Origin of the sequence: Mesorhizobium sp. M0898, from assembly GCF_040319695.1 — a bacterium.
In the GTDB taxonomy this organism is placed as follows: Bacteria; Pseudomonadota; Alphaproteobacteria; order Rhizobiales; family Rhizobiaceae; genus Mesorhizobium.
In genome coordinates, this window is the sequence record NZ_JAMYOE010000011.1 from 95811 (window position 1) to 121604 (window position 25794).

Genomic DNA, 25794 nt, shown 5'->3' on the forward strand with positions numbered 1-25794 from the left:
GCCAGACAAACCGGATCATCGTTCGCCGAACGTCTGATTGGCAACTGGTTTTTGTCTCCATCAGGCGCTATTCCTGGGGCAGTGGGGTGGGGCTATGGTCGAAGAACGCAAGGGGTTTCGCCTGTCGCGGCGGCTGCTGCTGGGTACGACCGTGGTCGGCGGCGCGATGCTCTGGGGCGGCACGACCGTGGCGCGGCTGGCGCGCGGTCCGTCGGGGCAGAAGAATTCCGGGCGCATCGCCGACATTGACGGAATCGACCTGGCGCAGAAGCCGCTGGAGGGCCCGCCAGCCTACGATCCGGCGCTGCCATGGCTGACCAAGGGCGGCAACATCAACGATGCCAGCGGCCTGTCGATGACACCGGTCTACGGCGTTATCGAAGTCAGCAAGGAAGACCACATCGCGAGCGCGCTGGCCTTTGCCCGCGCCAATGGCCTGAAGGTCTCGGTCGCGGCGGTGCGCCATTCGATGGGCGGCCACGCCTTCGACGACAACGCGCTGGTCCTCGACATGCGTAAATTCAACAAGGTCAGTATCGACCCGGCTGCAAAGACGATGACCTTGCAGCCGGGCGCGCGCTGGCACGACATCCAGAACCTTTTGCACCCGCGCTTCGCGGTGAAGGCGATGCAGTCGACCGACATCTTTTCGGTCGGCGGCTCGCTGTCGGTCAACGCGCATGGCATGGACCACCAGGCCGGCTCGGTCGCCGGCTCGATCCGATCGATGCGGGTGATGCTGGCGGACGGTTCGGTGACGACCTGCTCACCGGCCGAAAATACCGAGCTGTTCCGCCACGTCGTCGGCGGCTACGGCCTGTTCGGCGTGGTGCTGGAGGCGACACTCGACATCGTCGACAACGCCGTCTACCGGACCTCGCGCGAGATCATCAAATCGGACGATTTCCCGACGTTCTTCGCCGAGGTTCTGGAGCCAAACAGGGCGATCGGTCTGTTTTATGGGCATCTGTCGACTGCGCCGGGCAATTTCCTCGAGGATATGATCGTCTACCGCTATGATAAGGTCGCCGACCAGCCGCCGGCCGACCAGCCGGCAATCGGTGAACCGGGTTCGGTCGGGCTCAAGCGGGTGATCATTAACCTGGCGAAATGGGGCAGCCTGTTCCAGGAGCTGAAATGGTTCACCGAAAAGACGCTGGAGCCGCAATTCGAGAGCTGCACGGTGGCGCGGACGACGGCAATGGGCGAGGGCGAGGCCTGCCTCGTCACGCGCAACCATCCGATGCACGATTCAGTGCCCTATCTGTTCAACGATCTGCTCGACGAGACCGACATCCTGCACGAGTATTTCATCCCGCGGGCGGCCTATAACCCGTTCATCGCGGAAGCGCGCGAGATCCTGCGCAACCAGACCCTGCCGGTGCTCAACGCGTCGGTACGCATCGTCCACAAGGAGGATGTGGCGCTGAATTATGCGCCGGAGCCGGCCTATTCGCTGGTGCTCTACATCAATCAGCCGACAGACACCGACGGCAATGCCAGGATGCGGGCGCTGACAAGGGCGCTGATCGACGTGACGATCAAGCATGGCGGGCGTTTTTTCCTGCCCTACCAGCTCCACTACACAGGCAAGGAGCTGCTTGCCTCCTATCCGGAACTGCCGTCCTTCCTGGCGAAGAAGCTGCAATACGATCCGGGCGAGCTGTTTTCGTCGATTTTTTATCGCGCCGTCAAGGCACTGATCGGCACGGCCTGAAGCGGCGGCTACAAACCGTCAGGCAGCTTCGCCGCCAGCCAGTTCGCCGAACGCCTGGCGATGCCGATCGTTGCCGATGCGGCGCGGCCGAGATCGGTCTTGACCACGGCGTAGCCGGCCTTCGTGCGGTAGACCACGGCGCGGCCGCCATCGACCGCCGCTTCATAGGCGACCGGCCGGACGGCTTCCGTTTCCGTCGCCGCGGCCTGCGTTCCGACCGCAGCACTGGGCCGATGGCTCAGTTCCGGTGGCAGCGGGTCTGTCGCGGCCGTACTGGCCGTCGTCAATTCAGGCTCGGAAGCGGTCGCAGCGAGCTGCGATGACGAAGACGAGTTCTGTGTCCGGCAGATGCCGGAGACCAGCGGATAGTCGAAATTGCGCTCGTGCAGCATCTGGCTTTTCATCGCCGCTTCGCATTCGGCGATGGTCGACCATTTGGCGGGCGTCTCGCCGATATATTCGCAAAGCCTGGCGTCGCAATCGCAGCCGACGATGGTCATGGCGACAAGGGCGGTCTTGATCACGGTCTTGTCCCTCCGAGTTGCCTGGCACATGTGCGCAAGACAACGTGTCTACGGCATCATCAATCGTTGCGGAACAAGGCGGGATTTGGCCGCGATTGTGGAATGAGCGTGGCGGAGCATCACGCAACGTCCTGCCGAGGCCGGCTGTGACCGAAAGGCCTCAGTAATCGTAGACATGCTCGAGCCTGGCGCCCGCCGTCATCAGCGCCGGCAGCACGATGTGCAGCTTGCGCACGGCGACGGTCAGGCCGGTGCGGCGCGTCGAAGGTTCCGCCGGAAGCGGGTAGCTGAACAAGGTGCGTGCACCTTCGGGAACATTGATCTCGTCATTGGAAAGCATGGTGACCATGATCTCGTCATTGCCGCCGATCTCGACGAAGGAGACGCCCTTGCCGATCAGGCGCGGGATCATGTCGGTGAACACCTGATAGCGTCTGGTGACGAAGATCGCGCCGTCGGCGCCGAGATCGCGCTCCAGCAAGGTGTCGGGTTCGTTGCGCGTCACCTCGCCGACCGGACCCTTGGCCCAGACATGAATATCGAGCAAGGCGGGATCGGTGGTGGCGGCGAGCGCCGACTTGATCAGATCGGCATAGCCCTGCTTGACCGTGTCGGCGAGGCCGAAGGCGAGCTTGCGTTCGCTGGTGCGGACGGCGCTGTCGTCCGGCGCCGGCTGGACGGCAAACAGGCCGGCACGCTTTTCGGCATAGGGAAACTGGTACCACGGCACCTGATCGAGAAAACCGGCGTAGTCGGCCGCCACCTTGGCCTGGTAGATGTCGACGGCGGTGCGCTTGCCGGCTGTCGCTTCGGTGACGCGGCCGATCGTATTTTCATAGGCCCACTGGATGGCGTGCTCGATCGTGTGGCTGGTGCCGATGATCACCAGCATCTGGTGGTTGTCGAGGTTGAACTTGTAGGTAGAACTGGCGCGGATGACCATCGCATAGTCCTGCCAGAAGCGGCCGATATAGGAGAGATAGGGAAAACCGCTCGGCTGGTTCTTGTCGACGAAGCCGGCATATTCGCGGGCGGCGTAGACGATGGTCCATTCCGGATAGGTAAGAAAGGTCGATTCCTCCGGCCGCTGGTAGCCGGGGATCTCGGCACGGATCTTGTCGGCCAGCGCCTTTGGCGGGGCACCCTCGGCGACGCCCGGCAATGGCGTTGTGTCCAGCGACGGCGTCGTGAGAAAGCCGTAGGCCAGCCCGGCGATCGGGATCAACACGACAATGACGACGAGCCAGAGGATCGCCTTGATGATGCGCTTCAGCCAGCGGAACAGGAACATGGCCGGTCAGGCCGTGGCGAAATGGTCGTACACACGTTTCGACAGCCAGAACCCGACGTAGACGGCGAAGCCGCCGATGACGATGTGCGGCAGGTTGGCGAAGAAGCGGGCCGGGAATTCGATGTCGTTCAGGGAGCGGAAGCCGTTGATGAAGATGCCGCCATCGAGGCAGCCGGAACCGGTGACCAGGCCGAGCACGCCGTCGAACAGATAGACCGAGCCGAACAGCTTGAAATAGAACACCGCCTGGCGGTGCGAGATGAAGGCGGCGGCCAGCGCCCAGACGCCGGAGAAGGCGTGCAGCAAATCGTCGTACCATTGCAGCGAGAACAGGCCGAACAGATTGCCGCCGGCGTCGTTGAAAGCCGGCACATAGCCGATGGCAACAACGCCGAAGAACAGGAAAGCATAGGCAACAGCAAGCTTCTGGATGAGCGTCATGAAATGTCCCCCTGCCGTCAGCCCCTTTAAACGGCCCCCGACGACAAATGGATAGTAGCTGATTTTGGCGCAGCGTGAAGCGTCGCCGGCAAAATCGTCAGGCGGGGCCACAAAGACAGTCGGCGCCGGGATTTCTCCCAGCGCCTCCCTGTCAGATCAGGACACGGTCGCGGCAGCAACTCCCGAAAGATGTCGCGCCATGCCGGCCTTGATTTTGACGGTCCTGCCAGTCGCCACCCGAGGGCAGCGTCCGTTCCGGACCACGCCGGTCTCCACTCTTGCGAGCTTTGCCCAGCGCGCCATCGAAGGTTTTTGCCGTCCTTCATGGCAGCATCGGTCCGCCGTCGGCGTTCGCACGCTTTCCGCGGCCCCGTAGGTCTCGGCGTCCATCCCTCCAACAAGCAAGCCTGTTCTCGTTCAGGGCCGTACGGGCCTCAGGAAATCCGCCGTTCCGCTTTGCCTTTCGGCGTGGCGATCGGTAGCCGCCTGAGATGGGTTTTAACGTACGTCGGATAAGCGTTTGGCGGAACTGCCGCATGCCTGTGGATAGCGGGATTATCGGGGACTGACCCTGCCAAAATAGCGACTTTCCGATCTCTGCCGCCGCCGGTCAGGATTTGCCGCCTCGATGCCGAAGCCGCATTGTCGGGTAATCGACCCTTGCCCCGCAGGCCGGCGCGGGCTTCAATGCCGGCAAATGATTGGAAGGCGTGTTCGATGGCCTTGGGGAGGCAGGCTTGAAGGTCGCGGTGGTTCTCAATCCGATCGCCGGCGGCGGCAGGCTCAAGCGGCATTGGCCCGAGGTTGCGGCTTCGCTGAAAAGACATTTCGGTGATTTCGAGCTGCGTGAAACGCAGGCCGAGGGGGATGCCGAACGGCTGGCGCTCGACCTTGCCGCCATCGGCTTCGAGCTGGTGATCGCGGCCGGCGGCGACGGCACCGCCAGCGAAGTCGCCGACGGGCTGCTGAAGGCTTTCCGGGAAAGCGGCCGGACGGCCGAACTCGGGCTGCTGCCTTGCGGCACCGGCATCGACTTTGCCCGCGGGCTCGGCCTGTCGAACAATGTCGATCTGACGCTGAAGCGGATTGCCGAGGCCAAGCCGCGCAAGGTCGATGCCGGCTGCATCAGCTATGTCGACGACCATGGCGCACTGGCCAGCCGCCATTTCATCAACATCGCCAGCCTCGGGCTTTCCGGCGCTACCGACCGTGCCGTCAACGCCGACAGGCGCAAGGGCAAGGTTTCGGCCAAGGCACTGTTCTACTGGCGCACGGTCTGGGAATTCCTCCGCTATCGGTTCCAGGAGGTTGCGATCACCATCGACGACGGTGCCCCGGTTGAGGCGCGCATGGCATTGGTGGCGGTGGCCAACGGCAAATTCTTCGGCGGCGGCATGATGATCGCGCCCGACGCCGAGCTTAACGACGGCGAGTTCGACATCGTCATCCTGCGCGCCGCCGGCAAGCTGAAGCTGATCTGGGACATCCGCCTGCTCTATGGCGGGCGGCACCGCAACCATCCTGCGATCACCATCCTGCGCGGCAAGAAAGTGGTTGTCGAGCCGCTCGGCGATCTGCAAAAGAACGCCGCGCTGATCGACATAGACGGCGAATCGCCGGGTCGCATACCAGCGACTTTCGAGATCCTGCCCGGCGCATTGACGCTGAGATATTGAATCAAGCTGTTAAGTCTTTGATTCAGTTGACTGCGGCTCTGGTTCCGGCGATCTCTCCAATCGACTGAAATCGATTGATAATCCGGCCAATATCAACTTGCGAGTTTAGCCGGGAAACCGGGTGCGCGCAGGTCGGTGCCGACGGCATCCTCGAGCAGTTTCACGATCATCGTCGACCAGGCGCTGCCGCCATAGGCCTGCTTGCCTTGCCTGAAGATTGCGTCGACGCGCGAGGCAAGCTCGAGCGGAACGCCGAATTTTTCACCCATGCCGAGGGCGAAGCCGAGATCCTTCAACGCCAGGTCCATGGTGAAGCCGATGTCGTAGGAGCCGTTCAGCACCAGCTGGCTTTCGGTCTCATGGACGAAGCTGTTGCCGGAGGAGGCGACGATGGCGTGATAGGACTGGGCAAGGTCGAGCCCGCCCTTTTTGGCCAGCATCAGCGCTTCGCCGGCGGCGACCAGATGGATGAAGGCCAGCATGTTGGTGATGACCTTGATCACCGCCGCCGAGCCGACCGGACCCATCAGGAACGAGCGCGCGCACATCGCCTCGACGGCAGGGCGGTGGCGCGCATAAAGCGCTATGTCGCCGCCGACCAGCGCGGTGATCTGTCCGACGGCTGCCAGATGCACGCCGCCGGTGACCGGGCATTCGAGCGTCTCGACGCCTCTTGCCGAGGCGAGGGATGCAAGGCGCAAGATCTCGTCTTGGCCATTGGTCGACATCTCGATCCAACTGCCGCCTGCGGGCAGGCCTTCGAGCAATCCGCCGGGGCCGGCCAGCACCGCCTCGCTGACTTTTGGCGAGGGCAGGCAGGTGATGGCATTGCCGGCGCGGCCAGCGGCATCAGCCGGGCTGTTGGCGGCATCGGCACCAAGCATCACCAGCCGCTCGACGGCCGCCTGGTCGAGGTCGAATACGGTGACGGCAAAGCCGTTGTGGATCAGGTTGGCGGCGAACTGGCCGCCGAGATGGCCAAGACCGACGAAGGCATAGCTCTGACGCGCGCTCACGGCATCAACGGCGTCTGCAGCATCTGCAAATGCAGGTCCTTGCCGGTCCAGGGATGCGCCTCGCAGACGGCTTCGTCGAGTTCGACACCGAGGCCTGGCTCCTTCGACGGGATGACGTTGCCGTCCAGCCATTCGATCTTCTTCTTGAGCAGCTTCGCGTGAAAACCGTCCCACTGTTTCAGCGATTCCAGAATGAGGAAATTGGGCAGCGTCACCGCAAGCTGGATGTTGGCGGCGCCGACGATCGGTCCGCAGTAGCAGTGCGGCGCGACCTGGATGTGGTAGGCTTCGGCCATGGCGGCGATCTTTTTGGTTTCGAGAATGCCGCCGGAGCGGCCAAGGTCGGGCTGAAGAATGGTCGCCGCACGGTTCTCGATGACGCGGGCGAACTCAAATTTGGTTGTTAGCCGCTCGCCGGTGGCAATCGGGATCGAGGTCGCGCGGGCGACCTGCGCCATCACCTCGGGCATGTCGGGCGGCACCGGCTCCTCGAACCACAGCGGATCATAGGGCTCGATGGCGCGGGCGAGGCGCAGCGCGCCCGATGCGGTGAACTGGCCGTGCGTACCGAACAGGATGTCGGCCCTGGTGCCGACCGCCTCGCGGATCGCCTTAACCATGCGGGCGGAGAGGTCGATGTCGACGAGGCGCGGCTGGTGGCCGTCGAAGGCGGTGTAGGGGCCGGCTGGGTCAAGCTTGACCGCATTGAAACCCTGCTCGACATATTCGAGCGCGCAGGCGGCGGCCAGATCTGGGTCGTTGTAGACGTTCTTGCCGCGGGCGTCCTCCGAATGGACGCTGCCGCTGTGCGGGTAGAGGTAGGTATAGGAACGCAGCGTTTCGTGTACCTGGCCGCCAAGCAGCTTGTAGACCGGCTTGCCGGCCTCCTTGCCGATAATGTCCCAGCAGGCGATTTCCAGCGCCGAGAAACAGCCCATGCCTGACACGTCGGGCCTCTGGGTGAAGCCGGATGAATAGGCGCGGCGGAAGAAGGTCTCGATATCGTGCGGGTCGCGGCCGATCAGATAACGCTCGGCCATGTCCTCGACCATTTTTGCGGTGACATGTGCCGAGAAGGTGGCGTTGTAGGCCTCGCCATAGCCGACGACGCCGCCATCGGTGGTGAGCTTGACGAAGATGAAATACTTGCCGCCGATGCCGGGCGGCGGATTGCCGACCACCCAGGTCTTGACGTCGGTGATTTTCATTTTTGATCCTCCAGAACCAGTTCGGCGCCCTTCCATCCGGTCATGATCGCGGCGGCGTTGGTGTTGCCGGTTATGTTGTCCGGAAAGATCGAGGCGTCGATGACGCGCAACGCCTGGATGCCGTGTACCTTGAGGCGCGGATCGACGACGGCGCGCGCCGGGTCCGGCCCCATGCGGCAGGTCGAGACCGGGTGATAGACGGTGCCCGAGCGCTTCCTGAAATCCTGAATGAGATCCGCGTCGGAGGTGATCGAGGGACCGGGCAAAACCTCTTCCTCTATGATCTCCGCCATCGCTGGCATCGAGGCGATCTTCCGGACGAATTTTACCGCCGCCAGCATTTCAGCGACGTCCGCCTCGGTCGAAAAGGCATTGGCGACGATTTTGGGATAATCGCGCGGATTGGCGGAACGGATCATGATTTCGCCGCGGCTCGACGGACGGCAATTGGACAGTCCGATGGAAAAGCCCGGCCATGGATCGGGCGTCAGGATCGGGCGTTCGCCGCTCTTCGGAATGACGGTCGAAAACGCCTGGAAATAGAGCTGCATGTTGGGCCGTGCCGTGGCCGGATCGGTGCGAAAGAAGCCGCCGGCATTGTTCATCGACAGCGACAGCGGGCCTGAGCGCAAAAACACGTATTGCATGCCGACCAGCAGCTTGCCCCACCACGGGCGCAGGATCTGGTTGAGCGTCGGCAGACTGCCCTTGAACGTGCAGTTGATGCCGACATGGTCCTGCAGGTTTGCCCCGACATTCTCGTTGGCGTGAACGACGGGAATGCCGAGCGCGCCAAGAAGCGCCGACGGGCCGACACCGGAGAGCTGGAGAAGTTGGGGCGAATTGACCGAGCCGCCCGACAGGATGACCTCGCGGCCGGCACGGGCGGTTTTCGTCGCGCCATTCTGGAGATATTCGATGCCGACGGCGCGTTTGCCCTCGAACAGGATCTTTGTCGCCAGCGCGTTGATCTCGACGCGGACATTTTTGCGCTTCATCGCCGGGCGCAGGAAGGCGCGCGCCGCCGACATGCGGCGGCCGTTCCTGGTGGTGATCTGGTAGATGCCGACGCCTTCCTGCGAGGCGCCGTTGAAATCCGGGTTGAGCGGCAGGCCGGCCTGGTTGGCGGCGGCGAGATAGCGCTTGGTGAGCGGATGGACGGAGGTCGAGCAGTCGGTGACATGCAGCGGCCCGCCGACGCCGCGCCATTGGTCGGCGCCGGCCTGGTTATCCTCCAGCGCCTTGAAGGCGGGCAGCAGGTCATCGAAGCCCCAGCCGGGATTGCCGGCCGCTGCCCAAGCGTCGAAATCCTCGCGCGCGCCCCTGATCCAGACCATGGCGTTGATCGAGCTCGAGCCGCCGAGCAGCTTGCCGCGCGGCCAGTGGTCGGCATTGCCGGCGAGGCCGGGATCCGGCTCGGCCTTGTAGTTCCAGTTGACCGCCGGGTCGAAGAAGGTCTTGCCGTAGCCGAGCGGCATCTGCACGTAGAAGCGACGGTCGCTGCCGCCGGCCTCGAGCACCAGCACCGAGAAGCGGCCCGAGGCTGACAGTCTTTCGGCCAGGACCGAGCCGGCCGAACCGGAGCCAACGATGATGAAGTCATAGGTCTGCATGGTGGATGGGCCGGCTCCGGAATTCAGCTCTAGCCTAGACTTGAGCGCGGCGCGGCGTCGCCGGGTCTTCCGGCATCCGATGTGAAAAAAGCGACTGGCAACTTCGTTTGAATTTCGACTTTCAGCGCCAAGAAGATTGATGAAGACCTAACTTGCCCACGCATCGAGTTGATTGAGGACAGCAATGGCTGGATAGGATTTCCGGTTGGGATAAGCACGCCTGTAATAGGCATTCCAATAGCTTGTGGCCTTGCTGCGCATTGCACGCATTACGTCTCGGTTCTGTCGGACAAAACTGGCATAGGCTGAAGCGTCCAGATCAGGTACTGCGGCGTAGATGTCTTCGGCGATTTCGACGACATATTCGCCCAACAGCAGAACGACGAAGGCGATGCTCCAACTTTCGTTCAGCGACAGGATCACCTTGGCTGATTTCTGCCGCAAAAAGCCATCTGTCGATCGTGTCAGCAGGCAATGCAACGGAAATGAAAAGCCAAGGTGATGCTCTCGCACGCTTGGCAGAAAATGTAACCGATAAGGAATATAGATGACCGCTCCATCAGAAATGAGATGTCGGGACGTCGTTCGGTAAGTGTCGTCGACAAAGGGCGTCAGCTCCTCCTCTGCCATGGTGGTCAACATGCTGAATGGGAAAGCTGACTTCGCAGCGCCCGAGAACGGCTTGCGTCGTGTGAACCAATCCACGTTGTGCCTCTGACCAAAAGTTGAAAACGATCCGGCTTCATTTCGAAGTGCCTGAGCTTCCTCGCAAGCGATCCAAGCATTACAGGCGATGATCGGCAATCTGCTTGAAATCATAGCGCATGATCGGGCGGGCCGGCGTTCTGCGAGCGACGACCCTGAACCCGGCGCGCGCGAAGGTGGAGGCATATCCGCTGCCGGAAGCACTCGGCGATACGTCGGCCTCGAAAGGATAGGCTTCGAGTGCCGGAGCATTTGCGCGCCTTGCGACTTCCAGTGCTTCCGCAATCAGCTGGAATGTTACGCCCCGCCTGCGGTATCGTTTTCGCACGTAGAGGCAGGACAGGGACCAGACCGGCCTGTCGTCCACGCGCTTGAGCTGCCATAGCCGATCGAGCCAGGGCAGGGCATCTCGCAGCGTCACCCGGCACCAGCCGACAGCCGTATCGCCGTCGAAAGCGAGCAAACCCGGAGGCGGACCATGCTGGACGGCCTGCCGGAACGCTGCCTTGTTTTCCTCGCCGGGTCGCTTTCGATAAGAACTGCCGATCCGTCCGTACATACACCAACAGCGACTGCAGACGGCGCTGTCACCGAACAGGTCCTCGAGCGCCGGCCACAGATCGGGCGTTAATGGGCGAAAGCCAAGTTCCATGTCAGCCGTCATCCGCTATTGATATTGCCCAGTCTAGCCTGCACTGCGCGCTAGCGCATCATAGGTTGCGGTCCATGCGGGGATGTTCAAACCGGGGTTTCACTCAGCGTCCCTGTCGTGCTCCATCTCAGCGCAGAAAACCAAGCATGGCCTCCATGAACTCGGTGGGGTACTCGACATTCGACAAGTGGACCGCGGGCAGGACAACCAGTTTCGCGCCGGGCACCATCGCCGCGATCAACTCGCTATGGCTGGCGGCTGTCACAGTGTCGTGCCGGCCGGCGATCACCAACGTTGGCCTGGAAATCAGCGCTACGGTTCGGCGAAGGTCCGCATCGCGAACCGCCGCGAACAGACCAGCCAAGCCTTGCCGGTCGATGGCCAGCAGCATGGCGCGAAATTCTTCGATGACGGGCTCGTTGGCCGCCAGCATACGCGCAGGAAACCAGTTGCCCAGGAACATCTCGGCGGTTTCGGACATATCCGGCGCCTGCAGCACGGCGGCAATCCGCTCGTCAAACTGCTTTGCCGGTCCGAGGTAGGACGAGGTGTTGCTCAGGATCAAGCGCTCGATCCGCTCGGGCGCGTGGATGCCGAGCCACTGCCCGACGAAGCCGCCCAACGACAGACCGAGGAAGTGTACGCGTTCAATGCCCAGGGTGTCGAGCAACTCGATCACGTCGCGGCCAAGCCGGTCGAGCGAATAAGCGCCGGCCGGAACGCTCGACCCTCCGTGGCCGCGAAAATCATAGCGCAGAACACGGAAATGGTTCGACAGCTCGCCGACCTGCATGTCCCACATCCGCAGCGTCGTGGCGATGGAATTCGACAGCATCAGCACGGGCTTCCCGGCGTCGCCGTCGATGCGGTAGGCGATGCGTGTGCCATCGCCGACGGTCACGAAATCCAGCTCATTCATGGTGAATACACCTTCCTTCTTGGAGCGTTGAATGTGGCAAAGCCTAGCTGCGGCGCGCTTTTGATGATATTACAAAGATAGGACTATCTCTGTAATAGAAGCTGACATGGCCGAATTCACTTTGCACGACCTGCAATGCTTTGATGCGGTGGTCCGCTGCGGCGGCTTTCAGCCTGCGGCGGCCATGCTGCATCGCTCGCACCCGGCTGTGTTCGCAGCCGTTGCAAAGCTGGAGCGGCAACTCGACCTCGTTCTCCTGGATCGCAGCGGCTATCGCGTGCGCCCCACCGAGGCAGGGCTGTCGTTCCATCGCAGGGCACAATCGCTGCTGCGCGAGCTCGAGGGCTTGCGGCTTCATGCTGCTCAGCTGTCAATGGGCGAAGAAAGCGAGATCCATGTGGTGATCGGCGACCTTTGCCCGCGTCCGCAGGCATTGGGCATGCTCGGACGGTTCTTCGCCCAGTGTCCGGGCACACGCCTGCATCTGCACTTCGAGGCGGTGGGCGGCCCGTGGGAGCGCCTCTTCGATGACGAAGCCGATTTGATCCTGCACTGGATCGACAAGACCGATCCGCGGGTGGAATGGATCGATCTGTGCAAGGTGCCCTTCGTCCCAGTAGTGGCGTCGGGCTTTCTACCGGAGCGGATCAAGCACCCCATCACGCCGGATCAGATGCACGCGTTCACCCAATGTGTCATGCGCGACACGGCCCGCCATTCACCGCAACAAGACTACTTCATGATCGAGGGTGCGCCGCAATGCATGGTGGCCGACCAGGGGATGAAGAAGGAAATCATCCTGCAGGGCCTCGCGTGGGGCCACATGCCCCGCTTCCTGATCGAGGAAGAGCTGCGCGACGGACGCCTGCAATCCGTTGCCGGCCGTCATCTGCCAGGCCGCACCGAGGAGTTGGTGGTGGCGCGCCGCCGCGACCGGCCGCACGGGCCGATCTCGAACCGTCTATGGGATCATATCGAGCAAGAGGCGCCGACGTTGCGTCGAGCGCTCGAACGTCAGACACCTGTCCGGCACGCAAAGCAAGGGCTCGGCATCGAGTGAATTCTTCGAGGCCGTTCAGTCTATCGGTAGGTAGAGCCGTAATTCCTATATTGTTGTTATCTCAGTCCTTCGTTAGGGTCTGCTGCATCTGACAAAATCGGCGACGCTCACGTGAAGAGTCTCAAATGCGCCTCATCTTTGTATTGCCGCTTCTCGCATCTCTCGCGTCGTCGACCGTTTTGGCGGAGGAGGTCTATCACAACGTGGCCAGCCAAGATTCATTGGCTCGCGCCGACATACTCGGCCGCATGATGAACGCGCTGACGAGACACAAAGAATTTGACGACAAGTGCGACTTGGTTCCGCTGATAGACATGAAGGCATTCGAAAATTACTACAAGAAGCTGACTTGGAGCCTTAGTCCTTCAGACCTCGCGCTGGTACAAAAGCACTACTCCGACGCACAAACCACTTGGAGCGCCAAAGGCGGCGGGGTACCCGGAACAGAGTGCGATGACCTCAGCTATGAAATTCTAGATTTAGATATTGGAACCCCGAATCCCCGCGACGAGATGCTAAGTCTACTCAATGCGGCGCCGCGTGGCAGTTCACAGTACAAAATCTATGCAGCGGCGGTGGCATGGGGTGGATATCTCCAAGCGTTCATCACTTGCCCCGATTACTCTGTCAGTTCGAACGCTGTGGAGAAAATGCAAAAAAATAATATGGATGAGTTTCGAGTCCCGTACCTGTTGGCAAGGATGGCCGCCGTTAAAGCCCCTCCTGATTGTCGAGATATAGAGCCTTTCGCACGTGATGGCGGGGTGTATCGCCCTAGAAGCAAGTGAGAAGTCCATCGATTACGCACTCTATCGTTAGTACGTGCGCCGCGCACCATACCGGCAACCCAGGTGCGGAGAGCGCGTTGACGTATCATCGTCCCGCCGATACGGATCGGGACAATCGATCGCAAAGGTTTTTTCAGCATGGTGCATTACGCGGACGGGCGGCCGATCGGCGATCTGACGCTCAGGACGCTGGCCATGCCTTCCGACGCCAATGCGGCAGGCGACATTTTTGGCGGCTGGGTGATGGCGCAGATGGATCTCGCCTGCGGCATCCGCGCCGCCGAGCGCGCCAAGGGCCGCGTGGTGACGGCGGCGGTGAAGGAAATGTCCTTCGCCAAGCCGATGAAGATCGGCGACACGCTGTGCATCTATACGCATGTCGAACGCGTCGGCCGCACCTCGATGACGCTCAAGGTCGAGGCCTGGGCGCAGCGCTATCTCTCCGACCTGATGGAGAAGGTCACCCATGCCGACTTCGTCATGGTGGCGCTGGACGGCGAAGGCAAGCCGAAGGCGGTTCCGGCCGAAGGCTGACCCGGCCTGATTCCAGAAGACGGATTTAAACAGCCGTCTCTCCCGCGCGGGGGATGCGGACAGCGATCCCGCGTGGTCTTTGGCTAACGGGTTCCCGCATGCGCGCCTGCAGCGCGACCGACGGGATCTTGGGAGGAAAGACAATGCGTCAACACATGCTGAACGCTGCCCTGGCGGGTGGCTTTGCAGCCTTGCTCTGCCTGTCGTCCGCAAGCGCTTTTGCCGAGGTCAAAAAAGGCGATCCAGGCGCCACCTGCACGTCGGAAAACCGCACCATCAACGGGCAGGCGGCTAAGTGCGAGATCTGCTCGGCGACGAAATGCGACACCAGCGGCACGACGGTGAGCAATTGCCGCAAGGAGACGACCACGACCTGCACAATTGGCGGCAGGGTGGTCAGTCCCAACCCGAAATGGAACCGGATCGAGAAGCTGCCGAAGAGCAAGATGCAGTTACAGCAGTAGCGCTCATCCGGAGGCTCCCGGGCAGGTTCAAACCCTTGCAGCACAAGGGTTCAGCTGTGCATGGCGTCGAACTTCTCGCGCGCCGCCTTGACGCGCTCGGTGTTCTTGCGTGCCCATTCGCCGAGCGCATCGACCGGCACCAGCAGTTCGTAGCCAAGATCGGTCAATTCGTAGTCGACCCGCGGCGGGATGGTCGGGAACACGGTGCGCGTAACGAAGCCGTCGCGCTCGAGCCCGCGCAAGGTGGTGGTCAGCATCTTTTGCGAAATGCCGCCGACGGCGCTGCGCAACTCGTTGAAACGCAGCGGCCCGTTGCCAAGCTTGCCGACCACGAGCACCGTCCATTTGTCGCCGACGCGCTGCAGGATTTCCGAGATGGCGCGGCAGTCCTCGGTGCGGTGCGGGTGCCTTGGTAACAAAAAAGTGCCTCCTTGCACATTGAGCGGCCAGTTACTCATATAGCTCAGGTATCTAAACGATACCAGTATTCCTGTAAGGAGAGCCCCTCTATGTCAAAACCCAAAATTGCCATCGTCATTGGTTCGACCCGCGCCGCGCGCTTTGCCGACGTCCCGGCCGAATGGATTGCCAAGATCGCCAAGTCGCACGCCGATATCGACGTCGAAGTCGTCGACCTGCGCGATTTCCCGCTGCCGTTCTTCGATGAGGTCGCATCCTCCGCCTGGGCGCCGTCGCAGAACGAAGTGGCGCAGCGCTGGCAAAAGAAGGTCGCCGGATTCGACGGCTTCATCTTCACCGCCGCCGAATACAATCATGGCCCGACGGCCGTGCTGAAGAACGCCATCGACTACGCCGCCAACGAGTGGAACAAGAAGCCGGCCGGCTTCGTCGGCTATGGCAGCGTCGGTGGCGCGCGCGCGGTCGAGCAGCTGAGGCTGCATGCGGTCGAGTTGCAGATGGCGCCGGTGAAGTCCGCCGTACACATCTCCTGGGCCGATTTCCTTGCGGTCAAGCAAGGCGACAAGAAGCTCGACGAGTTCGAGCACCTCAACCAGGCGGCAACCGCGCTGGTCAACGACATTGCATGGTGGGCCAGGGTGCTGAAGACGGCGCGTCAGGCCGATGCCGTCGCCGAGGAAGTCAAGGCGGCCTGAGCACAGGTTCGAACAGTCCTCCCAAGGATTAATTCTTCCAACCATTGGGGCGGCGCATGCGCCGCCCCTTTTGTTTACACGGCATGGGCGTCCTGCGCTTGCCGTGGTCTGATGATGCAATCGGCAAGGCGGTCCATCTCATTCAGCTCGTCCGCGTGATGCTGGCCCCACTGGCAAAGTGCCAGCAGGATCGGCTCGAGGCTGAGGCCGAGCCGCGTCGCCGAATATTCGACGCGCGAAGGTATCTCGGCAAAGATCTCGCGGCGGACGAGGCCGTGCTCTTCCATTTCGCGAAGCTGCTGGATCAGCACTTTCTGGGTGATATCGGGCATCAGCGCCTGCAGCGCCGACAGCCGCCGGGGCGCGTCGAAGAGATGGTACAGGATGACCGCCTTCCAGCGGCCCGAAATCACTTTCAGCGCGCGCTCCGCCGGCAGCATCGGCAGTCTCTTGATCGGCTTGGCCATGGTCACCTCCCGGTCAGCAGCGGACAAATTGGTGTGTAGTCGAAGCCAGGCAGATAGTGGCAAACAGCGGCCGATGCCAACAGCTATCGGTGCATGCGATGAGAGCCATTCAACTGAGCCGCTTCGGCGGGCCCGACGTTCTCGACATAGTCACGGTGCCGAAGCCTGAGCCGCAAGCCGGCGAGGTCCTGGTCCGCGTTCATGCTGCCGGGGTGAATTTCTTCGAAGTGCTGATGCGCGCGGATCGCTATGCGGTGACGCCGCAACTGCCGATGATCCCTGGCGTCGAGGCCGCCGGGATCGTGGAGGCGCTTGGGCAGGGGGTGGACGCTTCCTTGCTCGGCACGCGCGTCGCCGCGCCGTTGTTCGCCTCGAGCCGCCCGTTTGGCGGCTATGCCGAGTATGTGACGATCGACGCAAGCCTGGCCGTGCCCTTGCCGGATTCGCTCTCGTTCGAAAACGCGACGGCATTGATGGTGCAAGGACTGACGGCATTGTATCTATCGCGGCAAAGCCCGCCGGCCCGCAGATCGGTGCTGGTCGCCGCTGCCGCGGGCGGCGTCGGTTCGTTGCTCGTCCAGCTTGCCAAGCGCGCCGGCGCAAGCCGTGTCATCGCGGCAGCCGGCAGCAAGGCCAAGCTCGACCTTGCTTTGTCGCTGGGAGCCGATGCTGCCGTCAACTACAGCAACACGGATTGGCCGGTGCACGTCCGGGCAGCCACAGACGGCGCCGGCGTTGACATCATCTACGACATTGTCGGCGGCCCGCTGACGGCGGTTGCGCTGGAGGCTCTGGCACCTCGCGGAGAGTTGGTGTTTGCAGCACTCGGCAGATACGCGCTCGGCGCCCCGGAGATGGAGGCGATGATCGGCCGCAACCAGTCGCTGAAGGGTTTTGCCCTGCTGCCGTTGCTGTCTACGGACGGGCTCCGTGACGGCCTTTTGGAGCTGTTGGATCTGGCCGCTGGTGGTCAGCTTGTGGTGACCAAAGGTGGCCGCTTCCCGCTCGACCAGGCCAGCCACGCACATCGCCTGCTTGACGAGCGCGGCGCGACCGGCAAGGTTGTCTTGATACCTTAGTAGGTGCTCGGCAAGGAGCCGAGGATCCGGGCTTGTGCCGTTCCGGCCGTCAGCGAACCCGGTAGAACGGATTAGGCAGCAGGAACAGCTTCTCCGCATGCCCGCCGAACAGGTCGGATGGCTGGTCACCGACATTGGCAATTATTGTGTAGCCGGCCTTTTCGATTTCGGCCCTTATGGGTGCCTTGAAATCTGCGGCGGAGCCGTATTTGGCCCCAGGCTGGACCATGTAAAGGTGCTCGTAGCCGGCATAGCCGGCCGACTGCAGGTTCTGTTCGGTTGCCTGACGCTGGTCCTCCGGACGTCCGGTGATGAAGAACACCGCGACTTTCGCCGTTCGCGCCTGCCGGAAAACCTCCAGCACCGGGTCGATCGCCGGATCCTTCGCAAGCTGATCCCAGGCGGCCCAGCCACAGGGACCGTCGATTGCGATGTCGCAGGCGCCGCCGATCGGGCGGCCGAAATTGTCACGTGTGATCACTTCCCAGTTGGCCAAAGCCGTCTCGTCGATATCGAGCACCAGTGCGGGGCGAGGCACCTCCATTGCGCGCTTGATGACCCAGTCGCCTGCCTGCTTCGCCACAGTGGCCAGGTCGCGGTCATAGTCGCCGGAATCATGATAATTGGCAGCCGCCAGCATCGCATCGCCGACATTGGCTGGCTGGGACGGGCTTGTGAGAAGGAGCGAGTCGGAACGCGCCGGCCCAGGAACATTTGTGCCGATCATCAGCACGATTGCACCGGCACGCGCAATTCTATTCCAACCAATCGCCCGCATCACGAGACTTTGCTGTCACGAGAAGTCGGCTGTCAAGCGAGGTCTTCCACAGGTAATGTCTCAGTTTGAAATTTGAAATATGCGAAAGCGCCTATCCCGGTTTGCTCGCCTAGGCGAAACCGCCTATGTGCTCAGCGGAAAGCATGGAAGGCACCCAATGTCAGATCCGATTCAGTTGCTACCATTCGCCTTGTTGACAGTCCTCACAGCAATCCCCGCGTGGGTGCTGTTTGGGCGACTAAGAATGTCTCGGGCGTGGGTGCTTCTCTCTGTGGTCCCGTTGGGAATGATAATCATTCTCTGGGTCGTCGCGTATAAGCGCTGGCCAATTCAGGAGGCAGCAATTGCCCACCGGACCTAAAGGCCAGAAGCGCCCCGCCGATGTGATCGGCAACGCCGTCCGCGTCATGCGCATGCAAGACTCCTGCGAGGAAGTCGTGCTTCGGTGGCCAGGCACGCCGCCACCGCCTGACTTCGATGGACCGTCGTCTTAATTTCAAACTGAGACACTACCCTTCCACAGGTCCTCGAGACCGCGACGCTGAATTGGACATTCCAGATGCCGAATGTCTCTATGGGTTGCTGCACGCTACACGATTTCCGCCGTCGCGGTCTTTGCCTCCAAACAGGTGACGCACCGCCGGAACCGCCGGTCGAAATGCGTCACCCGAAAATCATGGCCGTCACGCGCTTTGCCGTGCCCTACGCCGCCTGAACGATCTCGACCAGTTCAACGTCGAACACGAGATCGCGCCCGGCCAACGGATGATTGCCGTCGAGCTTGACGCTGGTGTCGTCCACGCCGACGACTGTTACCGGCATCGGGCGCCCTTCCGGGGTTCTGACCTGCAGTCGAGCGCCGATATCGACATTGATGTTGTCTGGTACGCGGGCGCGGTCGACGGTCATGACCGCTTCGGGGCGGTGGGGGCCATAGGCGGCCTCGGCGGGAATGGTGACGGTGCTTTTCGCGCCCACCTCCATACCTTCGACATGGGTTTCGAGACCGGCGATCACTTGTCCTTCACCCAACGTGAATTGCAGCGGTTCGTTGCCGGAAGAATCAAACTGAGTGCCGTCAGCCAGGCGGCCATTGTAATTGATGCGCACGGTGTCGCCATTCTTGGCCTGTGTCATGATAGCCATCCTTTGAAAGTTTCGAGGGGCCGGCCAGAGCTCACGGTCCCGTCCTCGATCATCCACGCACTCGGGTGCGCGGCGCGAAACGCTAAAACTAGGGACCTGGCTGCCGATGTAAACCCCGATTGGGCGACGCCGGCATGATCCGCCGGCGTTCGTCGCCTTCGGCAGGAGTGCGCCGGTCCAGCAGTCATGCCGGCTCTAGCCATTCAGGCGGCGTGCAAACGGCGGCTAGATCAGGTTATGGCCGCCATCGATGCGGATTGTCTCGCCGGTCGTGAACTCGCTTTCCATGAGGTAGAGGTAGGCGGCGGCGACGTCCGCAGCGGTCGGAATTTTTCTCGATGGCAACCGGGCAGCCATGTCGGCAAAGAAGCTGGATTTGGCTTCTCCAACGATGTCCCACATCGGTGTGTCTACCCATCCGGGAGACACGACATTGACGCGCGTCGGGGCCAGTTCGAGCGCCAGGGCGCGGGCGAAGTAGCTGAATGAACCGGCAATCGCGGAGACGACCGAGCCTCCCGGCACCGGCGGCCGATCCTTATTTATTCCCGAGGTGAAGGTCATCGAGCCGCCGGCTTTCAGGGTGCGCACAGCGTGCTTGGAGAGCAAGACGGCGCCAATCAGCTTGTTATCGACGAAGCCTCGCACAGCCTCCATGTCGGTACTGCCGATGGGATCGCCGGGCGGCAGTGTTCCGGCGGTCGATACGAGGTGATCGAAGGGGCCGACCTCGTCGAACAGGCGAGCGACGTCCGCTTCGTCGGTCATGTCGGCGACCACGCTTGTCACGCGGCCCGCATTGAGCGTCCGTTCGGCAGCCAGCAGTTTCTCGGGCGAGCGTCCGACGATCACGACCTTCGCTCCGCCGTTGAGAGCAGCTTCCGCGACGCCGAGACCGATGCCGGAACTACCGCCGACGACGATGACTTTCCTGTCCACGAGCGATGTCATGAGGGTTCTCCGTTCGTTGCGATTGCGGTGGGAGAGTCAGGCCTTGCCGGCGTAGGCGGCTTCGAGCTCGGCGATGATGATCTTGCGCATCCCGTACATCGCCTGCCGGACGCGGTTGGCCTTTTCGCGATCCGGATCGGCACTGAGCCGCGGCAGGATTTCCGGGATGACCTGCCAGTAGACGCCGTATCTGTCGGTGAGCCAGCCGCAGGGTTGTGCCCTGCCGCCGCCGGCGGTGAGCGCCTCATAGTAGTAGTCGGTCTCGGCCTGGTCCCTGGTCTCGATGTAGAGCGAGAGCCGCTCGTTGAAGGGCGGCTGCGGCCCGGCATTGAGCGCAGTAAGGTGCAGTCCTTCGAGCTCGAAATCGAAGGTGGCATGCGGGATCGTCTTGTTGGTTCCGGACACCCAGTCGGTATATTCGATGGTCTGGAGCGCTTTGCTGTTCTTGAAGACCGAGAGATAGAAATCGCTGGCTTGCTCCGCGTCGGTGTTGAACCAGAGGAATGGGTGGATGGTGGCCATGTCCGTTCTCCATTAATTCCTTGCGACAGCGATCTTTTGCGAAGAGCCTGTCCGCTGTTGCTTTCGTTCAGGCTAGCGGTAGTCCGACGGCCGATAGACCGAGCCGTCCCAGTCGCGGGCAAATCCGAGGTCTTCGAGCCGGCGGGTCGAGAAACGTGCAATCTGCCGCTCGGTCCGGCGCCGGCTGCTCGAGGCGAGGATGCGGCCAGCCATGCCGGTCAGGTCGTCGACGATGGGTTCAACTTGTTCGGCGTTCATGGTGCTCTCCCAGAGTGGCGGCAGTTTTGGTTTCAGCAGTTGCAACGCGACTTTTGTCAGCGAGAGTATCAGTCACATCAAACTCGCCTTTTGCAGCGGCGGTGAATGATTGATTACGCAAGCAAACATGCCGGCTTCTGGCCTGGACGACAAACGACTTATCGGCGACAATGTGTGAGCGATGCTCACACGTACAGGTATCGATCCATGCCCCGGAAGCTGCCTCCCCTCACCACCTTGCCAAGTTTCGAGGCCGCGGCGCGCCTGTTGAGTTTCTCCAAGGCGGCAGAGGAACTTCATGTCACCCACGGTGCGATCAGCCGGGCGATCAAGAATCTTGAGGATCAGCTCGGTGTGCAGCTGTTCGAGCGCGGTACGCGTTCGGTGAGTCTGACAGCCGTTGGCGAGCCCTATGCGCGGGCGGTGCGCGAGGCGCTCGCCCAGTTGGCCACCGCCACCGCTGCAGCAACAGCCCGCTATTCGAGCTCGACATTGAACGTCAGCACCTCCGATGGCTTCGCGGGGAGATGGCTGGTGCCGCGCCTCTATCGCTTTCACCGTGCGCATGGCGACGTCGATGTGCGGGTTTCGACAAGCGGGAAGCTGACCAACTTCCTCGGCGACGGCATCGATGTCGCCGTCCGTTATGGCAACGGAAACTATCCGGGGCTCACGTCGGAGTTCCTCACCGGCGAGGAGGTGTTTCCAGTGTGCAGCCCAAAGCTTCTTGAGGGTGCACATCCGCTCCGCACGCCTGAGGACCTCAAACACCACACGCTGATCCGTGACAGCTTTCCGATCGACTGGGCGACCTGGCTCGCAAGCGCCGGGGTCGAGGGCGTGGACCCGCAGAGCGGGATTACCTTCGACTCTGCCACTTTTGCCATGGAGTCGGCCGCACAAGGCGAGGGCGTGGTGCTGGGCCGGACCATGCTCGTTGCGGCCGACCTTGCCGCCGGGCGGCTTGTCCGCCCCTTCGGCCACGCCCTGAAATCCCCCTCCAGCTTCTATTTCGTCTACCCGCCAGAGGCGATCCGTCAGCGCAAAGTCAAGGCTTTTCGGGATTGGCTGCTCTCAGAAGTCACGCCGCAAATGGACTGACGGGAAGGCCGAGAGAACAGGATCGTCTACATCGCGCAGTCATCATCGGCTCGCCCGAAACGCCGTGACGATCCAGGCACGCGAGTCGAAAAGCACACCGTCCGCGGTCAAATGCGTGTCGAGCAGATCGCGCAACCGCCGCAGCGCCGCGTCGACATTCACATCTGCGCGGGCGAGCGGATCCTTGACCAGTTGCAGGCCAAGCAAAGCGTCATAGGCCGCATCGACGTCCTGGCCGTAGAAGACCGGCTCATGCACTTTGGCAAAGTCGACCGAAACAAAACCGGATGCACGCAAGATCTCCGCGGTGATGGCGGGGTCGCCAAGCGAAAACGGGGTGGCGGCGCCCGCCGATATGGCGGCCCCGGCGCAATTGCCCGCTGAATGGCAGTCGCCCACTCGTTGCGGCCCTCGCACTGCCATACCATCCATGCAAGACGCGCCCCTGGTCGCAACGCCCGGCCGATGTTGGCGAACGCCGCCGCCAGGTCGGCAAAGAACATCACTCCAAATCGACTAATGCACAGATCGAAGCCGGCACGCGGAATACCAGCAATTGCGCATCGCCGCGCTCAAAGGCGACGTTTCGCAATCCTTCTTTCGCGCTACACTTCCGGGCGATCTCGAGCATCTCGGCCGATACGTCCACGCCGAGCACGCTGCCTTCCACCGCGACACGGGCAGCATCACGAGAGGATTGTCCCGAACCGCATCCGATATCGAGCACGCGATCGCGCGTTCCCACCTTGACCGCAGCCCTGAAGACCTCGTTGTGCCGTCGCAGTTCGGCGTCGTAAAACGCAGCGCAGTTCAGCACCATCGCACGCCTGCCTGGAGATGATGGGCCGGCAGCATTTCCGGCCGCTCTGCCCTGATCTTTTCGCGTCGGGCCACCCCCGAACTGTCAGCCGCGCCGCGCCGCCTCGATCGCTGCAACGTCGATTTTCTTCATCTCCATCATCGCCTCGAATGCGCGCTTTGCTTCATCGCCGCCGGCGGCCATCGCTTCGGTCAGCACGCGCGGCGTGATTTGCCAGGAGATGCCCCATTTGTCCTTGCACCAGCCGCAGGCACTTTCCTGGCCGCCATTGCCGACGATGGCGTTCCAATAGCGGTCGGTCTCCTGCTGATCGTCGGTGGCGATCTGGAAGGAGAAGGCTTCGTTGTGTTTAAACGCGGGCCCGCCATTGAGGCCGAGACAGGGGATGCCGGCGACCGTGAACTCGACCGTCAGCACGTCGCCTGCCTTGCCGGACGGGTAGTCGCTGGGAGCGCGGTGGACGGATTTCACCGAACTGTCGGGAAAAATCTCGGAATAGAAGCGGGCCGCAGCCTCGGCGTCCTTGTCGTACCAAAGGCAGATCGTGTTCTTGGCGATTGTCATTGCTGGTCCCTTTGCTTTCGAAATCAATCTGGGCTTTTGAAATCAACCCAGGTTTTTCACAGCTGGCCTCGGCGTTGCGCCGGACATGGAAATGCGCTCGTGCCATCGACGTTCCGGCAGCAGCAGCTGCCCGGAATCAAGGTACCACGGCTGGTGCTTTCAGGACCAGATACGGGCAGTGACTCGAACCGGCGATGGTCCGCCTGGTCCGACCGGCGGCCTCACTCTTTGCGTAGGGCAGCGCCGCTTTGCTCAAGGTCGCGCTGGCTTTCCGTTGGCGCGCCGTTGCCTCAGAAGGCGCATGAGCAAGTTCCGTCTGTCCTTGCGCGGGACGAGTTCGATATCGCTGACAAGTTTTGCGCCGCCCTTGTGCCGCTCCAATGTGATCTTGCGGCTGTGGAAGGCCTCCAGCTCGGCGCGGTGCGCTACGCTTATGATGGTGACCTTCGGCAATTCGCGAATAATCATCTCCATCATCTTGTCCTGGCTCTTCTCATCGAGTGCCGACGTTGCCTCGTCCAGCACGATGATATCGGGGCGGTGCAGCAGAAGACGCGCAAAGGCGAGGCGCTGCTTTTCGCCACCCGACAAGGTCTGGTCCCATGGCGCGTCCTCCTCGATCCGGTCGTTGAGGTAGTCGAGCCCCACCTTGTCGAGGGCAGCCTTGATCTTATCCAGCGTCCAGTTGTCGGCGGCGCCTGGATAGGCGACAGCGCGGCGAAGCGTCCCGGTCGGGATGTAGGGCCGTTGCGGCAACATGAACAACCGTCTGTCGGCGCGGATGTTGACGCTGCCGCTACCCCATGGCCACAGACCCGCGACGGCCCGCACCAGCGTACTCTTGCCCGAGCCGGATTCGCCGGCGACGAGCACCCGCTCGCCTGGTTCGATCACGACCTCGGTTTCCTTGACCACGGCGGTGCCGTCGTCGAGCGACACGGAGAGATTGTTCAGGCTGAGCATCGCATCGCCGCCGGTCTCGCCGCGTTTTATGCGTCCCAGCGTGTTGCTCTGTTCCGCCCGCTCGAGCCCGTCGAGCGACATCATCAGCGAGGCGATGCGCCGTGCACAGGCGTTCCAATCGGCGAGACGGGGATAGTTGTCGACCAGCCATCCGAACGCGCCCTGCACGATGGCAAAGGCCGAGGCAGCCTGCATGACCTGTCCAAGTGTCATGCTGCCTTCGAGGAACTTTGGAGCGCAAAGCAAGACCGGCACGACAGGCGCAAACAGGCTCGACCCCTGAGACACCAGCGCCGTGCGCATGTGCTGGCCTGCAAGGAGCGCCCATTGCCTGAGCACATGGGCAAATGTCTTGTCCATGCCGCTGCGCTCCTCCTCCTCGCCGCCGAGCAATGCGATGCTCTCGCCGTTTTCCCGCACGCGCGTCAGCGTGTAGCGGAACTCGGCTTCCGCCTGATTTTTTTCCTCGGAGAGGTGGACGAAATGGCGGCCAATGACCGCCATCGAAGTGGACGTGATCGCGGAATAGAGCACTGCGGTGATGACTAGGAAGCCGGGAATGGTGACGGTCGAACCTGCAATCGTCAGGGTCAGGGCGCCGCCGATCGTCCAGAGCACCACGATGAAGGTCGAGGCCGACAGAAATGCGACGATGACACCGGCGATGAAATCGACGGGCGATTCGGTGGCAATCCGCAAATCCTCGGCGATGCGGGCTTCGGGGTTGCTGTGATCGCCGCCGACGAGGTTCAGCTGATAGTAGCGGCCGCTTGCGAGCCAGCGCGCGATGACCGCGGTGGTGAGCCAGGACCGCCAGCGGCGCTGTATCCTCATGCGAAAGAAGACCTGTGCCACCACAAGGCTGGCGCTTCCGATCACGAGTGGCAGGAATACGGCGCTCAGCCAATATACGGTGTGGGCATTGCGTTGCTCAATGGCGTCGAAAATTGCGCGGTTCCAGACATTGATCCCATACTGGAAGCCGACATTGGCGACGATCAGGACCAGCAGCCCGATCGTCAACGGCCAGGCGACCCTGTCGCCACTGCCGCTCCAGTAACCGCGCGCGCTGATCCAGAAGCGCTTAAGCAGGTATCTCTTGCGCGTCCGCTCGGCCTCTTCAGGTGTCAGCTCGGGATCGGGTTCGGTGACATCCGGCGGCGGCGCGGGCTGGCCGACGACCTCTGACGCGACTTCGACAGTCGATTGTTTCTCGCGGCGCGACTTCTCGGCATCGCGCCTTTGGGCGCCGTCAACCGATTTCAGCTTAAATTTAGCCTCGGGCATCCGGCGATAACGGGTTAAAAATCAGAAGGTTTCATAGCGTCCGCTCGAGATCCCGGATGCCAACAACGCCAAGGCTTCTCAGCTGTTCCGGTGCTCGCAGCAGCCTATGGCCGTTCTCGATGACAGGCTTTGATC

Annotated in this window: 27 protein-coding genes and 1 pseudogene; 9 read left to right on the forward strand and 19 right to left on the reverse strand. The window is 62.1% G+C overall.

The genetic code is table 11. The annotated features are described in order from the left end of the window. Positions 1-94 precede the first annotated feature (94 nt). On the forward strand, positions 95-1717 hold the full coding sequence (locus tag NKH90_RS14900; protein WP_352819932.1) for an FAD-binding oxidoreductase: 1623 nt from the start codon (positions 95-97) through the stop codon (positions 1715-1717). Between the two features lie 8 nt (positions 1718-1725). On the opposite strand, the gene NKH90_RS14905 is transcribed toward NKH90_RS14900, so the two are convergent. The 3 genes from NKH90_RS14905 to NKH90_RS14915 all read right to left on the reverse strand — a co-directional run bounded on the left by NKH90_RS14905 (position 1726) and on the right by NKH90_RS14915 (position 3973). Next, positions 1726-2241 (reverse strand): hypothetical protein, encoded by a 516-nt coding sequence (locus tag NKH90_RS14905; RefSeq protein ID WP_352502228.1) that lies wholly within the window; start codon positions 2239-2241, stop codon positions 1726-1728. A 160-nt stretch (positions 2242-2401) separates the two neighbouring features. Beyond that, positions 2402-3532: a hypothetical protein gene (locus NKH90_RS14910; protein ID WP_352819933.1), complete on the reverse strand. Its 1131-nt coding sequence runs from the start codon at positions 3530-3532 to the stop codon at positions 2402-2404. 6 nt (positions 3533-3538) lie between these two features. Next, complete coding sequence (locus NKH90_RS14915) at positions 3539-3973, reverse strand: DUF4383 domain-containing protein (RefSeq protein ID WP_023719157.1); 435 nt, start codon at positions 3971-3973, stop codon at positions 3539-3541. Positions 3974-4710: 737 nt separating this feature from the next. Here NKH90_RS14915 and NKH90_RS14920 point away from each other — a divergent pair. Continuing rightward, entirely contained in the window at positions 4711-5649 is a 939-nt protein-coding gene (locus NKH90_RS14920) for a diacylglycerol/lipid kinase family protein (RefSeq protein ID WP_352683501.1), read from the forward strand. A 92-nt stretch (positions 5650-5741) separates the two neighbouring features. Here the strand turns inward: NKH90_RS14920 and NKH90_RS14925 are convergent, their stop codons facing one another. The 6 genes from NKH90_RS14925 to NKH90_RS14950 all read right to left on the reverse strand — a co-directional run bounded on the left by NKH90_RS14925 (position 5742) and on the right by NKH90_RS14950 (position 11762). Further along, positions 5742-6665 carry an NAD(P)-dependent oxidoreductase gene (locus NKH90_RS14925; protein WP_352819934.1) on the reverse strand — a complete coding sequence of 308 codons (924 nt, stop codon included), beginning with the start codon at positions 6663-6665 and terminating at the stop codon, positions 5742-5744. Then, on the reverse strand, positions 6662-7873 hold the full coding sequence (locus NKH90_RS14930; protein ID WP_352816082.1) for a mandelate racemase/muconate lactonizing enzyme family protein: 1212 nt from the start codon (positions 7871-7873) through the stop codon (positions 6662-6664). The genes NKH90_RS14925 and NKH90_RS14930 overlap by 4 nt, the downstream gene beginning before the upstream one ends. After that, a complete protein-coding gene (locus NKH90_RS14935) occupies positions 7870-9486 on the reverse strand; it encodes a GMC family oxidoreductase (RefSeq protein WP_352819935.1) in 1617 nt (538 codons plus the stop codon). The genes NKH90_RS14930 and NKH90_RS14935 overlap by 4 nt, the downstream gene beginning before the upstream one ends. Positions 9487-9633: 147 nt before the next feature. Continuing rightward, on the reverse strand, positions 9634-10290 hold the full coding sequence (locus tag NKH90_RS14940; protein WP_352819936.1) for a hypothetical protein: 657 nt from the start codon (positions 10288-10290) through the stop codon (positions 9634-9636). After that, positions 10271-10843, reverse strand: coding sequence for a GNAT family N-acetyltransferase (locus tag NKH90_RS14945; protein ID WP_198023584.1), 573 nt, complete (start codon positions 10841-10843; stop codon positions 10271-10273). Before NKH90_RS14945 ends, NKH90_RS14940 begins: the two co-directional genes overlap by 20 nt. A gap of 127 nt (positions 10844-10970) precedes the next feature. Next, on the reverse strand, positions 10971-11762 hold the full coding sequence (locus NKH90_RS14950; RefSeq protein ID WP_352819937.1) for an alpha/beta fold hydrolase: 792 nt from the start codon (positions 11760-11762) through the stop codon (positions 10971-10973). Positions 11763-11868: 106 nt separating this feature from the next. Between NKH90_RS14950 and NKH90_RS14955 the strand changes: the two genes are divergently transcribed. The 4 genes from NKH90_RS14955 (at position 11869) to NKH90_RS14970 (ending at position 14608) form a co-directional block, all read left to right on the forward strand. Next, positions 11869-12822 carry a LysR family transcriptional regulator gene (locus NKH90_RS14955; protein WP_352819938.1) on the forward strand — a complete coding sequence of 318 codons (954 nt, stop codon included), beginning with the start codon at positions 11869-11871 and terminating at the stop codon, positions 12820-12822. Between the two features lie 125 nt (positions 12823-12947). After that, positions 12948-13610: a hypothetical protein gene (locus NKH90_RS14960; protein ID WP_352623115.1), complete on the forward strand. Its 663-nt coding sequence runs from the start codon at positions 12948-12950 to the stop codon at positions 13608-13610. A 138-nt stretch (positions 13611-13748) separates the two neighbouring features. After that, positions 13749-14144 (forward strand): acyl-CoA thioesterase, encoded by a 396-nt coding sequence (locus NKH90_RS14965; protein WP_023678380.1) that lies wholly within the window; start codon positions 13749-13751, stop codon positions 14142-14144. 143 nt (positions 14145-14287) lie between these two features. Beyond that, complete coding sequence (locus NKH90_RS14970) at positions 14288-14608, forward strand: hypothetical protein (RefSeq protein WP_352819939.1); 321 nt, start codon at positions 14288-14290, stop codon at positions 14606-14608. A 50-nt stretch (positions 14609-14658) separates the two neighbouring features. Here NKH90_RS14970 and NKH90_RS14975 read toward each other — a convergent pair whose 3' ends face one another. After that, positions 14659-15027: a winged helix-turn-helix transcriptional regulator gene (locus NKH90_RS14975; RefSeq protein ID WP_023678378.1), complete on the reverse strand. Its 369-nt coding sequence runs from the start codon at positions 15025-15027 to the stop codon at positions 14659-14661. Positions 15028-15117: 90 nt separating this feature from the next. Between NKH90_RS14975 and NKH90_RS14980 the strand changes: the two genes are divergently transcribed. Next, the gene (locus NKH90_RS14980) at positions 15118-15723 is read left to right on the forward strand and encodes an NADPH-dependent FMN reductase (RefSeq protein ID WP_352469781.1); all 606 of its coding nucleotides are present in this window, start codon (positions 15118-15120) and stop codon (positions 15721-15723) included. A 74-nt stretch (positions 15724-15797) separates the two neighbouring features. Here the strand turns inward: NKH90_RS14980 and NKH90_RS14985 are convergent, their stop codons facing one another. Continuing rightward, positions 15798-16190, reverse strand: coding sequence for a winged helix-turn-helix transcriptional regulator (locus NKH90_RS14985; protein WP_352450464.1), 393 nt, complete (start codon positions 16188-16190; stop codon positions 15798-15800). 98 nt (positions 16191-16288) lie between these two features. Between NKH90_RS14985 and NKH90_RS14990 the strand changes: the two genes are divergently transcribed. Further along, complete coding sequence (locus NKH90_RS14990) at positions 16289-17269, forward strand: quinone oxidoreductase family protein (RefSeq protein WP_352819940.1); 981 nt, start codon at positions 16289-16291, stop codon at positions 17267-17269. 49 nt (positions 17270-17318) lie between these two features. Here the strand turns inward: NKH90_RS14990 and NKH90_RS14995 are convergent, their stop codons facing one another. The 5 genes from NKH90_RS14995 to NKH90_RS15015 form a co-directional block, all read right to left on the reverse strand. Then, complete coding sequence (locus tag NKH90_RS14995; protein ID WP_352819941.1) at positions 17319-18047, reverse strand: HAD family acid phosphatase; 729 nt, start codon at positions 18045-18047, stop codon at positions 17319-17321. Positions 18048-18749: 702 nt separating this feature from the next. Next, on the reverse strand, positions 18750-19184 hold the full coding sequence (locus NKH90_RS15000; protein ID WP_352468461.1) for an FKBP-type peptidyl-prolyl cis-trans isomerase: 435 nt from the start codon (positions 19182-19184) through the stop codon (positions 18750-18752). Between the two features lie 234 nt (positions 19185-19418). Then, positions 19419-20144: an SDR family oxidoreductase gene (locus tag NKH90_RS15005; protein ID WP_352819942.1), complete on the reverse strand. Its 726-nt coding sequence runs from the start codon at positions 20142-20144 to the stop codon at positions 19419-19421. Between the two features lie 36 nt (positions 20145-20180). After that, on the reverse strand, positions 20181-20666 hold the full coding sequence (locus NKH90_RS15010; RefSeq protein WP_352819943.1) for a VOC family protein: 486 nt from the start codon (positions 20664-20666) through the stop codon (positions 20181-20183). Between the two features lie 72 nt (positions 20667-20738). Continuing rightward, positions 20739-20924 carry a DUF1127 domain-containing protein gene (locus NKH90_RS15015; RefSeq protein ID WP_352819944.1) on the reverse strand — a complete coding sequence of 62 codons (186 nt, stop codon included), beginning with the start codon at positions 20922-20924 and terminating at the stop codon, positions 20739-20741. Between the two features lie 207 nt (positions 20925-21131). Between NKH90_RS15015 and gcvA the strand changes: the two genes are divergently transcribed. Continuing rightward, complete coding sequence (gcvA, locus tag NKH90_RS15020; RefSeq protein ID WP_352819945.1) at positions 21132-22025, forward strand: transcriptional regulator GcvA; 894 nt, start codon at positions 21132-21134, stop codon at positions 22023-22025. A gap of 42 nt (positions 22026-22067) precedes the next feature. On the opposite strand, the pseudogene NKH90_RS15025 reads toward gcvA, so the two are convergent. The 3 genes and pseudogenes from NKH90_RS15025 to NKH90_RS15035 all read right to left on the reverse strand — a co-directional run bounded on the left by NKH90_RS15025 (position 22068) and on the right by NKH90_RS15035 (position 25659). Beyond that, a pseudogene (locus NKH90_RS15025) lies at positions 22068-22845 on the reverse strand (class I SAM-dependent methyltransferase). A gap of 84 nt (positions 22846-22929) precedes the next feature. Then, complete coding sequence (locus tag NKH90_RS15030; RefSeq protein ID WP_352450557.1) at positions 22930-23403, reverse strand: VOC family protein; 474 nt, start codon at positions 23401-23403, stop codon at positions 22930-22932. A 258-nt stretch (positions 23404-23661) separates the two neighbouring features. Beyond that, positions 23662-25659 (reverse strand): ABC transporter ATP-binding protein/permease, encoded by a 1998-nt coding sequence (locus tag NKH90_RS15035; protein WP_352819946.1) that lies wholly within the window; start codon positions 25657-25659, stop codon positions 23662-23664. Between the last annotated feature and the right edge of the window lie 135 nt (positions 25660-25794).